12 protein-coding genes are annotated in these 13,013 nt (G+C 60.0%); 5 read left to right on the top strand and 7 right to left on the bottom strand.

Features of this window, described 5'->3' with window-relative positions; genetic code table 11:
- The first annotated feature begins 59 nt into the window (after positions 1-59).
- From IPM54_17330 to IPM54_17310, 5 genes are all read left to right on the top strand, one after another.
- Positions 60-572, top strand: coding sequence for a hypothetical protein (locus IPM54_17330; GenBank protein MBK9261554.1), 513 nt, complete (start codon positions 60-62; stop codon positions 570-572).
- Positions 573-790: 218 nt separating this feature from the next.
- Positions 791-1,354: a hypothetical protein gene (locus tag IPM54_17325; GenBank protein ID MBK9261553.1), complete on the top strand. Its 564-nt coding sequence runs from the start codon at positions 791-793 to the stop codon at positions 1,352-1,354.
- Entirely contained in the window at positions 1,330-2,451 is a 1,122-nt protein-coding gene (locus tag IPM54_17320) for a hypothetical protein (GenBank protein ID MBK9261552.1), read from the top strand. Before IPM54_17325 ends, IPM54_17320 begins: the two co-directional genes overlap by 25 nt.
- The gene (locus IPM54_17315; protein MBK9261551.1) at positions 2,448-2,954 is read left to right on the top strand and encodes a hypothetical protein; all 507 of its coding nucleotides are present in this window, start codon (positions 2,448-2,450) and stop codon (positions 2,952-2,954) included. Before IPM54_17320 ends, IPM54_17315 begins: the two co-directional genes overlap by 4 nt.
- A 206-nt stretch (positions 2,955-3,160) precedes the next feature.
- Entirely contained in the window at positions 3,161-4,810 is a 1,650-nt protein-coding gene (locus IPM54_17310; GenBank protein ID MBK9261550.1) for a hypothetical protein, read from the top strand.
- 510 nt (positions 4,811-5,320) lie between these two features.
- On the opposite strand, the gene IPM54_17305 is transcribed toward IPM54_17310, so the two are convergent.
- The 7 genes from IPM54_17305 to IPM54_17275 form a co-directional block, all read right to left on the bottom strand.
- A complete protein-coding gene (locus tag IPM54_17305) occupies positions 5,321-5,635 on the bottom strand; it encodes a hypothetical protein (GenBank protein ID MBK9261549.1) in 315 nt (104 codons plus the stop codon).
- Between the two features lie 40 nt (positions 5,636-5,675).
- Entirely contained in the window at positions 5,676-6,338 is a 663-nt protein-coding gene (locus IPM54_17300) for a hypothetical protein (GenBank protein MBK9261548.1), read from the bottom strand.
- Positions 6,339-6,571: 233 nt separating this feature from the next.
- Positions 6,572-7,999, bottom strand: coding sequence for a GAF domain-containing protein (locus IPM54_17295; GenBank protein MBK9261547.1), 1,428 nt, complete (start codon positions 7,997-7,999; stop codon positions 6,572-6,574).
- Positions 8,000-8,195: 196 nt separating this feature from the next.
- Positions 8,196-9,284, bottom strand: coding sequence for a proline dehydrogenase (locus IPM54_17290; protein ID MBK9261546.1), 1,089 nt, complete (start codon positions 9,282-9,284; stop codon positions 8,196-8,198).
- A complete protein-coding gene (locus IPM54_17285; protein ID MBK9261545.1) occupies positions 9,281-10,417 on the bottom strand; it encodes an acyl-protein synthetase in 1,137 nt (378 codons plus the stop codon). The genes IPM54_17290 and IPM54_17285 overlap by 4 nt, the downstream gene beginning before the upstream one ends.
- A gap of 37 nt (positions 10,418-10,454) precedes the next feature.
- On the bottom strand, positions 10,455-11,804 hold the full coding sequence (locus IPM54_17280; protein ID MBK9261544.1) for an aspartate aminotransferase family protein: 1,350 nt from the start codon (positions 11,802-11,804) through the stop codon (positions 10,455-10,457).
- A gap of 91 nt (positions 11,805-11,895) precedes the next feature.
- Complete coding sequence (locus IPM54_17275; protein ID MBK9261543.1) at positions 11,896-12,801, bottom strand: GGDEF domain-containing protein; 906 nt, start codon at positions 12,799-12,801, stop codon at positions 11,896-11,898.
- Positions 12,802-13,013: the final 212 nt, after the last annotated feature.

Below are 13,013 nucleotides of genomic sequence, written 5' to 3'. Positions count from 1 at the left end.
TCCTCGTTAATGCTGCAGAATTGGACTTGCGGACAACGCCGTGAGGAGATGTAAATAGTATGGAGCTGTGGGGCACGGCATATTCGTTTCACGCGACGACCGTCACTAAGCTTGCTGGGTTGGTGGCAGCAAGTACCCATGATTCGGGAGGAGGAACGATTCGGATCGTATTTGATAACAACGGCGACGTTATCAAAGTTAACGCTACTGATCAAACCATTGAGGTGGTCATCAAGTGGGAGGTGATACTTCAACTAACGACACTTCTCCACGTATTGGTGCTTCAAAATAGGCTTCTGCGGTCTGAAGATCCTGTGCTTCCTGCGCCGACACATGATAAACGAATCTTCAACGTGTGGGGTAGAATCCGTGCGGGTTTTTTTGCATGCGGTTGGGCGACGACCGCGGAGGGCATCAGCTACAATCCCGCACTGGATCCAGAAGCTCCTGATCACGTGGAGATAGTTCTTAGCGAAGCGATTGCCGTGGAATTCATCTCCGCGTTGACTGAAGCGATCTCGCGTAACGGAATACGAAATCATCTCGAGCTCCGCCAGCAGACCGGTGGGTGACACCTACGGCCAGTTCGGGCGCTTGTGAACAAAATGCTTGTTCGACTGCTCAGCCCTGTGGGAGTTGGTCCCGGCGTCGGTGGATGAAACGACCCTACAACAACGAGGTAATGGCCAGCAGAACCTCGAAACGCGCACCGACCATTTACAAATGCCTCTCGGCAGGGTCGAAACGTTTCAATACGATGCGCTGCAGCGGCTCCGTTGCGCGTGGTTCGATGGCCAGACGCCTTGTGCTCGTGAATGGAAGTACGCGCCGAGTGGCAATTTCACATCCACCACCGCCGCGGGCACGTACACCTACGACCCCCTGCGCCCGCACATCGTCGACAATACGAACCTCGGATCCTATTTCCCACGATGCGGTCGGCAATCAAACCAGCCGGCCGGACGCTACGTTCGAATACCGGGCGTTCGATTTGCCCAAGCAAATCAATTGGCAAAACAGCGACGTGACGACATTCGATTACGACGGCAATCGGAGGCGCATTCGCAAAACGTCGGGCGTCGTGGAATCCATCTTCATGGACGATCTCTATGAACGCGTCACGAACTTCCAAACAAGCGTCGTCGAGCACCGATATCACGTGCGGTCGAGCGAGCGGACAGTCGCGGTCGTGACACGGTCTTCCGCGGGCAAGAAAACGCAGTTTTTGCATACCGATCATTTGGGATCGGTTGACGTCGTTTCGAACGAGAATGGCGGAGTGGACGAGCGGCGCAGTTATGATCCATTCGGTGCGCGGCGGAATCCTGAATGGGGCAAGCCCCAGGCACGTTGACGGCCGGTACGACGTTTGGTTTTACCGGGCACTTGGGGACGAGGAGCTGGGGCTCGTCTACATGCGCGGGCGTGTACGATCCGAACCTGGGACGCTTTTTGACGGCGGATCCGTTCATTGCGAATCCGCTTTCGGGGCAGAACTGGAATCGGTATGCATATGTCGCGAACAACCCGCTGAAGTACACGGATCCGAGTGGGTTTACGGGGGAGGACCCCGCGGCTCCACCAGGGTTGCTCGATAACAACGGAAACCCTGTTGCGGCCGGTGGGCCACTCGAGGTATGGGTCTTTGGGAAAAAGCGGGAAACGCCTGAACAGGCCGCCGAATTGGGCGCGTTGCGCGATTCGGGCGATTTGACGACGACGGGCGACCGACCAGCATTTCAGCCCGATGCGCCACCGAACGGGTCCGAGGAAGATACATCCGACGGGCTGGACATCATGCTCGATGTGCTCGGCGGGGCGTCGGGTGCATACGCGAACGATGTCATCGATTACGCGAAGGGCATGGTCATTTTCGCGACGTTCCCGCCAGGATACTTCATGTGGCAGGGGTACAACTTCTGGGGTGGCCTCGCCAATGGCGCAGTTCAGGGATATGAGCAGGACGGCGTATTCGGCGCGCTGGCGGGAGCTGTCAACACGCTGAATCCGCTTGCCCTCGTCGGAATATCGCTCGCCGCAACGGTTGACTCGGCGGAGAAAGGCGACTATGCGAAGGCCGGTGAACATGGGTATCAGGCGGCGAAGGTCCTTGCAGGGATTGCGCTCGGGGCGATTGGCGGTGGAATCAAGCTTGGAGGGGGTGGAGGTCGTCCGGCGGGACCCCCAAGAGCGGGCTACAATGGCGTGCAGGGCCCGGTACGATATCTCAACGAACGTACCACAAGACAGGGCACGCCCGGTGCGCGAGTGGAGTTTCCAGACAAGAGCGTTCTTGACGTGTCCCCAAAACGAGTAAAGGAATATGTTCCCAATACCAACCCGAATGCGCCACCTGGAACAATGCAGCGTGTGCAATTTGAAAATGCGCAGCCGCATTCGCACGGATTGAAAAGAGATCCTACACCACAGGACCTGGAGTGGCTCCGATGATACAGGCAGAACTGAACACACGATTGAACCAGGCCATCGGGGTATTCTTAACCGTGCTGCGCGCAGGCTGGCACCCTATGACAGCCCTGGCGCAACAGATGGCAGGTCGTGACAAGGAGGAGGTTCTTGCGGATTGGGCCCAAGCCAACTGGGAAATGATAGTGGAGGCCGCTGTTGCAGTAAATCCACAAACATTCATTGAACAATACGGCGAAGGTGCAGAATGCAATGCGCGAGGTTATAGGGTTTGGGAGCCAGATGCAGAGCCAACCCACGCAGTCCATTGCGTTCTGCGTGATGGAAACGGTATTTGCGACGTGTTGTTGGGTGAGTATGTACAGTTCCCGGATACCGGACTGCAACTGGATCGCTTTGCCAGCCGTTCAGCCAATGGTTGGTACCTGGAATGCCCCCCATTCGACCATGTTCTCTTGAGGACTGGTGGACGGGACGTGCTGGTGCCACTCAAGGACGTGCGGTTCACCCTAAAGAAAATCGAGTGAATGCATGAATCGTTCCCTGTTCGCGGATCTTCTATGCCCCTGCGGATGGCTGTGATCACGATGTAACACTGGCGCGCACATGGCGACAACTCCTGTTGCCGGGAGTTCTCGCTACAGCTTCTCGGCAGGGTCGAAACGTTTCAATACGATGCGCTGCAGCGACTCCGTTGCGCGTGGTTCGATGGCCAGACGCCTTGTGCTCGTGAATGGAAGTACGCGCCGAGTGGCAATTTCACATCCACCACCGCCGCGGGCACGTACACCTACGACCCCTGCGCCCGCACATCGTCGACAATACGAACCTCGGATCCTATTTCCACGATGCGGTCGGCAATCAAACCAGCCGGCCGGACGCTACGGTCGAATACCGGGCATTCGATTTGCCCAAGCAAATCAATTGGCAAAACAGCGACGTGACGACATTCGATTACGACGGCAATCGGAGGCGCATTCGCAAAACGACGGGCGTCGTGGAATCCATCTTCATGGACGACCTTTATGAACGCGTCACGAACATCCAAACGAGTGACGTCGAGCACCGGTATCACGTGCGGTCGAGTGAGCGTACTGTCGCGGTCGTGACGCGGTCTTCTGCGGGCAAGAAAACGCAATTTTTGCATACCGATCACTTGGGATCGATCGACGTCGTTTCGAACGAGAATGGCGGAGTGGACGAGCGGCGCAGTTATGATCCATTCGGTGCGCGGCGAAATCCTGAATGGGGCAAGCCCCCGGGCACGTTGACGGCCGGTACGACCTTTGGTTTTACCGGGCACTTGGGGGACGAGGAGCTGGGGCTCGTCTACATGCGCGGGCGTGTGTACGATCCGAACCTGGGACGCTTTTTGACGGCGGATCCGTTCATTGCGAATCCGCTTTCGGGGCAGAACTGGAATCGGTATGCATATGTCGCGAACAACCCGCTGAAATATACGGATCCGAGTGGGTTTACGGGGGAGGAAGCGGGCGCGGCGCCGCAACTGCTCGATAACAACGGAAACCCTGTTGCAGCCGGCGGGCCACTCGAGGTATGGGTCTTTGGGAAAAAGCGGGAAACGCCTGAACAGGCCGCCGAATTGGGCGCGTTGCGAGATCCGGGCGATTTGACGACGACGGGCGACCGACCAGCATTTCAGCCCGATGCGCCACCGAACGGGTCCGAGGAGGATACATCGGACGGGCTAGACATCATGCTCGACGTGCTCGGCGGGGCGTCGGGTGCATATGCGAACGATGTCATCGATTACGCGAAGGGCATGGTCATTTTCGCGACGTTCCCGCCGGGATACTTCATGTGGCAGGGGTACAACTTCTGGGGCGGAATCGGGGGCGCGGCGGCCAAGGCATACGAACAGGACGGTGTATTCGGCGCGGTTGCGGCAGCGCTTGGGCAAGTGGGGAACGCATTCGTCCCGCTCCTCGATGCGAAAAATGCGCTCGTGGGAACCATTGACGCGGCCGGAAAGGGCGACTATGCGAAGGCGGGTGAAGATGGGTATCGGGTGGCGAAGGCGATTGCGCAGATCGCTGCGGTTGCGATCGGCGGTGGGATTAAGCTTGGAGGGTCGAGAGGGGGCGGGGGCGGAGGTGCAGGTCGCGGCGGAAACAGGCTTGCACCCGATTCCTCTGCCGGAGGAGCGCACTCCACGTTCAAAACGAACACCCACGGCAAGGTTTCAGGATATGCCGAGTGGCGGCCGAACTCTCGAAATCCCTCGGGGTTCGACCAAGTGAAACGTGTTGATACGCAATACGCTAATCCGCATACGGATCGCGGAGTCCCTACACCACATGTGCATGAGAAGTCCGCACCTCTCGAGGTGAGACCAGCCAGGCCAGACGAGTTGCCAAAGTAGAGGTTTCATGTATCGCATCGTTTTGGTCATAGACGAGCACTTCGGGCACAGACTGATCGATTTGGCTCGGACTGCATATGTCTGGATCGTTCAGTCAGCGGAGAACGATCCCTGGGCACAACGCGTCTGGGACGAGCGTTCAAACAATGGCGATCCGTTGCTAAATGGGGTGACCACTTTCCAACACTGTAATGGCGATACCACGGACGACATGGTGATGAGATTGTTGGAGATGATAGACGAGCACCACGGCGAGTTCGCGCATGATCCACAATGGTCGGAGATAGAAGTAATCGGAACTTCTCTTACGAAAGCCATTGAGGATGAGGCTCGTATTTATGGAGTGGAGAGATGCACTATCACTCCAACGGGGTTCCGGCTCATCCGAGTAACATCCGATTAGAGCAGCGAAGGGTACGGTTGTTCTTTAGATGTCGCCGGACTTCGCAATGCCAATCCTCGCGACGCAATGAGAGACGCGCCCCAAACTGAAAATGGTCCCATCCATTTTCAAAGGTCCACGCATGCTCCGCGCGTGCCTCCACCCCGCCCGCCGCCACCGCGCAGCCCCGCCGAGCGCGTCCTCGCCGCCCCTGCGCCGCCGCATGGCCCTGCCATATGCGTCCTCGCCGCCCCTGCGCCGCCACGTAGCCCCGCCGAGCCCGTCCTCGCCGCCCCTGCGCCGCCGCATAGCCACGCCTTGCGCGTCCTCGCTACCCCTCCGCCGCCGCGTAACCCCGCCGAGCGCGTCCTCGCCGCATCTGCGCCGCCGCGTAGCCCCGCCGAGCGCGTCCTCGCCGCATCTGCGCCGATGCGCAATGCCACGGGAACGCGCTCGCCATGTCTCCGCAATGCAAAAGCGCGTTCAGGTCTCGCCGCCGTCGTCGCCGCCCGACGACGCGCGCTTGCGCAGACGCGGAAAGAGACGCTCGGCCGCGGCCTTGCCAAACTTCTTTTGCGCATCGAGCCAATTTTCTTCGTATGCGCGACGCAATGCAGCTTGCGCCAATTCGTCCTCGGCCTCGGCGAGCTTTCGAGCACGAAGCGCATTGTCCAAACCCTTCTGCGCGTCGTCGATAGCTACCGCTTTGGCCTCCAATTCGGCCTCGTACGACGCCAAAGGATGATTCTGGCCCAAATCACGAATGCGCCCGGCAATCAGCCGACACGATGCGGCCGATGTCGTGCCATTGCTCGCAACGAATTCGCTGAACCCACCCTCGGGATAAACGCGAGCAAATGCTCCATCGCCCGGCATATCGCGATCGTTTTGTTTGGCACGCTCGGATACCGTGCGCAAAACATCCGCCCCTTCGCGCCCCCGAAGGTCGCGGTCGTCCTGCGCGTCGTCCTCGGCCTCGTTGGCCTTTTCCTTGTCGGACATGGTGCCAACGAGACGCGTGTAATGCGGTTCGATGTTCGCAATGAGAAAGTCGGCTCCCTTGACGGCTTTGCAAAGCCTCATGTGCCGCCGTACCGTGCCTTTGTGTTTATCTGAAGAATCGGAATCGCGAGGCATCTGCGCCATGATGTCCCTCCGGCATGAAGTTCGAGACGAATGCTGGAAAACAACGCGATAAACCGAATGTGTACCGGCGTCAACATCATCGTACGTGCCGCATGGACGCATCCCAGGCACCGTACAAAGCCGTCTCGGTGCGGCAGCGCCCGTCACCATTTACCGCTTGCCAAGTGTGGATGATCGTGCAAGCGCCGGTGGCCTCGCGTGGACGAAGAAAACCAGCGAACAGCTACGCCCGACTAGGCACCGTTCTCGCCTTCTCCAACATCGTTCGCGAGCGAGCTGGAAGGTGAGGTGCTCTTCTTCCGCTCAGCCCGAACCGTCGCCATCTCGGCGCGCGATGGGTTTATCATGAGAAACCCATGGTCCGCGTCGAGCAGCGCGACGTCACCCGGCGACGCCCACTGAAACAAGCCCTCCACCTGCGTAATCGCGGGAATTCCAAGGAGCTGCATGAGCACCCGCGTGCGAGGACCCGGAACGCGTTCGCTGAGCGCGACGCCCACCGGGTTTGCCCTCGCCGACACGAGCAAGTCGAACACGGTGAGCTTTTCGCCGATGAGCACAGCCTTCGACGGAAGCTCGGCACGCGCATCGGGAGACGCGAGCATGATGAGCGCATCGCAAAGATCCTCGATGTCGCGCGCGCGATCCTGCAAAAACGGATCACCCACGATGCCATTGGCCGCTCGAACGGCTTCACGCGCGATCGTACCGAGCGCCTCGGCAACACCTTGACCCTTGGAGATCAGCTCGAACGCGCGCTCGCGCATGCGTTCGTCACCCGCCATGAGCACGTAGCTCGACAAGAAACCCGCTTCACGCAGTAGGCCGAGGCGCTGCGCGCGCGTGAAGAGCCCGGACAAACCTTTTTCAACGGTGCTCCAGGCAGCTCGCAAGTTCTTCGCATCGTCCTCCGATGACTTGCGATGAGGTGACGTGGCAGGGCGCCTCAGCGCAGCCACGGCGCCGAGCGATCGACCATGCACGACGGGCACGCCGGGCAGCGTGAGCTTGCGGGTGCCGCCCCCCGTGCGGCGAAGTTTTTTCTCGCGCAGCTCGCGAAGAACCTCGGCGTGACGAATGGCCGATGCAATGGGCGCGGTGAGCGCGACGAGCAAGCGGATGTCGCTCGGCTTGAACGCACGCGTGCCCGAACGTTGCGCGACGATGGCACCGAGGACGCGATCGTGTCCGAGAATGGGTACGGCAAGAAAAACAGGAAAGCGCCCCTCGTCGATGTCGGGAAAGGCGAGCCATCGTCTGTCGCCGGGCGCATGAACGGCCGCGACAGGGCGCCTCGACGCGACGGCTGCACCAGTGAGGCCCTCGCCGACGGACATGCGAACGGTGCCGCGAACATTGACGGGGTACCCGACGTTGCCGCGAAGAACGAGGGCATCGCCGCTGCCTTCGAGCAAGAAGAGTGACACGACATCGGCTTGAACGATGGTCGAAATTCGCTTGGGGGCTTCGTCGAGAAGAACCGAAAGCGGGATCGACTTGGCGACGAACGAAACGAATTCGAGCACATGGTCGAGACGCGATTCGGTGCGCGACGGCGGCACGATACTCGGTCGAGACGAGGGCGCGGGGGCGTCGGTCGAAGTGGAAACCGGCGTGGCGGCATCGGTCACTTCTGCTTCATCGGCAGAGCGCAGGGACATGATCGGGGCGTAAGATATCAGGAGAGGGGAGGTAATCCAGCAATCGGCGAAGTGAACTGAAGCGCCTTACCCAGCAACGTCCCACTCGGGTCCAGCCTTGATTTTCGTTTTGACCTTCATGACATCCTCTTTCTTCGTGTAGTGGGTGTATTTGCGGCGAGCTGCCGCATCACCAGCGTAGCTCGAATGCCACGCGTCATCGAGCAACGTGCAATGACGTGCGCCGATCCACCGGCCCATCGAGAAGCGGCCTCTGCATGCATCCCAAACGGCTCACGCGAGCGTTCGGTACGAGCTTCAAAATCGCCGACGCAAGCTCGCCTTCGTCGTCCATGCCCGCAGCCGTCACGTAGCGAATCCACGGGGAAAGCAGCGCTTCGATATTTTGAACATTGGCCGGCACGACGTGCACGAAACGCGCGGCCGGAGGCAATACGAGCGCTCGTGGAGCTGGATCCAATCCCACGGCATGCGAGGAATGCGACCAATACGAACCGATTGCCTGCATCGTGGCTCGATATTGCGCCATTTCCGCTTGCAAGCCTGAATCCATTACACCTCGCGGATACCGCTCGGCCAAGCGCCCGAGTGCCTCGTGCAATGCTAGGGCAAACACTTCCGCACGGACGGCGTCACCCTCGACGAAGGCAAAACGCGGCGACAAACACCCTCGCTGATCGAATACGACGACGTCTCGCGCCAAGGCATTTGCGGCGCTGCCGATATCGACACTTGCCCCGATTACCGCAATACCAATCCCCGTTCCGTGCGCTCGAACGACGACCCCCGGCGGCAATCCTGCCGTAATGGATGCAATGCTTTCGTCCGATCCATACAAATGCAATTCATGGAGCGGCTCGGGCCGAATTGATTCCACGATTTCGACATGGCCGCCATGCAAAGCAAATTCCGGATCGTCCGCCAGCGCTTTGACGAGCAATTCCGTGACGACGGGATCGCGGCGCGACGGCCGCACGTACACTCGCTCGGATGTCGCGACCGCGAGCGCCAATGCGCGAAGAGGCGCCGTGAACACGTTGGCCGAAAGGACGACATGACAAACAGGGGCTTCGGTCGTCGACGCCAAAAGGGCGTCCAGTTCGGCTTCGGTCGGACGCGTTTCAAGATGCTCGCGTAACGCCAATTCAATGGATTCGGAAGACAAACTCGTCACGGAAGGAAGTCGCGCCCGCGCCTCTTGGCCGAGTACATCCGACGAATCCTGAATTCGCCGAGCCGCGCGAATGACGCACCAAACACGCGCTCGGGCTCGAACCGGGGTCACGGCTGACCCTTGACAAAAAGGTCTTCGACGGCGAGCGAACAGCCGCGCAGCATCGCTCCAGGCGCTCGCCCGAATAGCTCGACGCCCGCTTCCGTCACGCGCCCGAGATCCATGGTTTGAATGGCAACGGCCGAATCGACATTGGCCAAATCCACGAATCGCAAGATGCCCGTTTCTCCCTGAGGCAATGCCTCGAGCGTCACCGGATCGGCCGCATCGACCAATAGCCAGGGCGGAGCGACATACACGCCATGTTTTCCTTCGGCCCGAGCACCCAATGCAGCCGAAAGTGTGCCTTCGTAAAGCTGGCTCGACAATTCCGTCATGCCGTATTCGCCCACGATGTGCGTTTCGGGCAATTCAAAAATCGTGGAGAGCATGCGCCGCAAATCATCCGGACGAACTTCACGCGAACGACCTTTGAATCCACCGGTTTGCATGACGCGACTGCCCGGCGGAAGCCGAAGATTACGTCCGCCGCCACGATCAATCACATGCACGAACGCGAACGACGTGCCCAATACGAGCACCGGATGGCCGAGAAAAGAAGCATCTCCAATGGCACCTTGCAAACTATCGAGGTCGAGCGTCCCGGCATTCACCACATGGGCCGCCCAATGGCCGGAATATGCTCCCCGCTCGCCTACGGCTTCGACAAACTTTTCGATCATGAACGAAAGCGACGAATCGGGAGCATCGGCTGCACTCGGCGCCAACACGAGAACGTAGAAACGTAAACCATCGGGCCAAAGCATTCGCTCGGCCCACCGCAATGCAGCAAGCTCGTACGTCGCCGTCGTGCGCATGGGATGCTCGCCACGCGCCTCCTTTCCTTGCGACGTGCCACTCGTGCGAAAAACCCGCCGATCCTCTTCGGGAGAATGCACCGCAATGCGCGCCAATCGGAAAACATCGACGGGCAACGCCGGAATGGAGCGCGCGTGCTCGACGCACGAAAGGTCCACGCCGCGCGCCTGGCAATATCGAGCAAACGTAGGCACGTGCGCCGCTTGAAAACGCGCAATCTCGAGCGCGAGATCATCGAACGTTTCGGTCGCCGAACCATCGAGCGATGCTTCGATGAATAGGCGCACGCGCTGGTGCAGCGAATCGCTTGTTTGCCGCGGTGTCACGCGCGAGTCGTAGCAGGACCAAAAGAATGCGCACGCATCAAGCGAGCGCGACCTTCATGGCGTCGGCAGCCGCCGTGAGCTGCTCTTCGGCAATCGTGAGCGCCGGCGTCCACACGATGACTTCACCCTGAGGCCCACCAGTCGTCACGATGTACCCAAGCTCGAGCATTCGGTGCATGACGCGAAGCGCGAGAGCACCATTTTCGAACGCGACGCCGAGCATGAGACCCTGGCCTCGCACGTCGACGACACCAGGCGCTCCAGCAAGCACGCCCTGAAGATACGCTTTCGTTCGAGCTCCAACTTCCGCCGCGTTCGGTACGAGCCGCCGGAAACGCAGCGAATCGAGCACCGCGATCGCCACGGCACACGGCAAAGGCGCACCGGCATGCGTGGACGTGTGCACGACTTGACCACCTCGCGCCCATGCCTGCATGACCGCGTCGGGCGCGATGCATGCCGAAATCGAAAGCCCACCTCCAAGACCTTTTCCAACGACCACGACGTCCGCGGATGCTCCAGCGGCGCTCGAACGAAGCATCGCTCCCGTACGACCAAGACCCGTCCAGATTTCATCGGCAATGACGAGCGCGCCGTGGCGATGAGCAAGCTCGGACAAACCCGTCAAGAAGGCATTCGGAGGAACGACGACACCACCGCGACCAAGAATGGGCTCGACGAGAACAGCGCCGACGTCACCTCGCGCAAGAGACTTTTCAACGGCCGAAAGCGACGCGTCGAGGTCCGTCTCGGCTTTGGGATATGGAGCGAACGTGACGTGTGGATTGAGCTGAGCGGCAAAGGGCGCGCGGTAACTTTCACGAAGACCACACGCAGCAAGAGGGCCGTAACCAAGGCCGTGATAGCTGCCTTCGAACGCCACGACGCCAGGTTTGCCCGTCGCGAGCACGCAGGTCTTGAGCGCCGCAGAGACGGCATCGCTTCCGCTTTGGCACAAGAGAACGCGCGGTGATTGCCCTGGATGGATCGATGCGAGGCGTTCGAGCAGCGCAACTTTAATGTCCGCCGAATAGAGGTCACCAAGGGCTTGAAGCATGCGATCCGCTTGGGCTTCGAGCGCACGCGCGACCGATGGAGCGCCATGACCGAGGAGCACGGAACCGAAGCCTGCTGCGAGGTCGACGTACCTGTTGCCATCGACATCGAAGAGGTTCGCGCCTTTGCCCGACGTGAAAAAGACGGGGGTCATGTTCACGCCGCTGGCTTCTTCACGAGCTTCGCGACGATGTCCAAACGCGGGACATTCGACGCGTTCGAGACGATCGAATGCGCTGCGCGATGCTGGGCCAGGAGGAGTGATGCGAATGTCGGGAAGGTCGATTCCCGACGCCTCTTCCGCAGGTTGCGGAAACTCGCTGAGCGGCATGCATTCGTTCGTAGCACGATTGCGTGCTGAATTGATCAGCGGCGAGCGTTCGATCCCTGCGTCGAACGACCGACGAGCGTGCCTCGCTTGCTCAGGAGCACACGCGGTTACGGCCCGTGCGCTTGGCTTGGTACAGCTTTTCGTCGGCGCGTTTGATGAGATCGGATGCGGCGCGATCGCCGTCTTCCATGAGCGCCGCGCCGAGACTGATGGTGACCTTGATGCTGTCGGCCTGAAAGACGAAGGCGTGATCGGCGACTTTTTGGCGCAAGGTTTCGGCGAGCGCGACGGCTCCGCTGATGGGCGTTTCGGGCAAGATGATGGCGAACTCTTCACCGCCGTAACGAGCGAACACTTCATCGCGTCGAATGCGTGCTTGCACGACGCGCGCGACTTCCTTGAGCACGTAGTCGCCCGCCAGATGACCATGCACGTCGTTGATGCGCTTGAAGTGGTCGATGTCGAACATGAGCACGGACAGTTCACGTTCGTGCCTTCTGCCGCGGATGAGCTCGCGTTCGAGCGCTTCGTAGAGGTAGCGCTTGTTGTAGATCTGCGTGAGACCATCGATGATGGTCATCCGATAGATTTCTTCGTGGTACTGGGCTTCGACGTCCGCCCCGGAGAAGTACTTGAAGATCGTGGGGCCGACCTTGATGCGGTCGCCGTTTTTCAGGACAACCTCACGCGTGATCTGCTCGTCGTTGCAGTACGTTCCGTTGGTGCTCCCATCGTCGACGAGCACCCACGCATCGCCCTTCTGTTTGAACTGCGCGTGTCTGCGCGATACGCTGTCGCCGTCCAAAACGATCTGGTTGTCGCCACCTCGGCCAACACGCGTCGGGCTGTTGTCGAGCGTAAAGCGTTTGCCCAAGAGCGTAGGCTCTTTCGTGTAAATGACGACGAGGCAATCAGTCGCGGTCTTTGCCCCGACGCCACCGGCTGGCTGGGGCTGCACGACCTGCGTAACGCGAGTCTTTTCGTCGAAGTCGTTCACGCGTGTTCAGCCCGGTATGCGTGCGCCATGGGTCGAATCATCGAGCCATCGCAACTCACCCCTGAGGGGCCGATTCGCGAGGTACTACGCGTCGCGAATCGTCGGCTCACGAGGCGTATCCCTGATTCCGGATCAACCTCCAGATCCAAGCGTATCCATGCCAGCACACAGACGTCAAGCTGCATTGCATACCCTCGTCTCGAGCGTGGTGG

It is taken from the genome of Polyangiaceae bacterium (genome assembly GCA_016715885.1).
GTDB lineage: Bacteria > Myxococcota_A > Polyangia > Polyangiales > Polyangiaceae > Polyangium.
The sequence above is the reverse complement of the archived record's forward strand: the minus strand, read 5'-3'. Positions and strand labels throughout refer to the sequence as shown.

Bases quoted from the DNA above. Each gene is read 5' to 3' on its own strand.
- IPM54_17325 (MBK9261553.1), top strand. From the start codon at position 791: ATGGCCAGACGCCTTGTGCTCGTGAATGGAAGTACGCGCCGAGTGGCA.
- IPM54_17295 (MBK9261547.1), bottom strand. From the start codon at position 7,999: ATGTCCCTGCGCTCTGCCGATGAAGCAGAAGTGACCGATGCCGCCACG.
- IPM54_17315 (MBK9261551.1), top strand. From the start codon at position 2,448: ATGATACAGGCAGAACTGAACACACGATTGAACCAGGCCATCGGGGTA.
- IPM54_17320 (MBK9261552.1), top strand. From the start codon at position 1,330: ATGGGGCAAGCCCCAGGCACGTTGACGGCCGGTACGACGTTTGGTTTT.
- IPM54_17280 (MBK9261544.1), bottom strand. From the start codon at position 11,804: ATGCCGCTCAGCGAGTTTCCGCAACCTGCGGAAGAGGCGTCGGGAATC.
- IPM54_17330 (MBK9261554.1), top strand. From the start codon at position 60: ATGGAGCTGTGGGGCACGGCATATTCGTTTCACGCGACGACCGTCACT.
- IPM54_17310 (MBK9261550.1), top strand. From the start codon at position 3,161: ATGGAAGTACGCGCCGAGTGGCAATTTCACATCCACCACCGCCGCGGG.
- IPM54_17300 (MBK9261548.1), bottom strand. From the start codon at position 6,338: ATGGCGCAGATGCCTCGCGATTCCGATTCTTCAGATAAACACAAAGGC.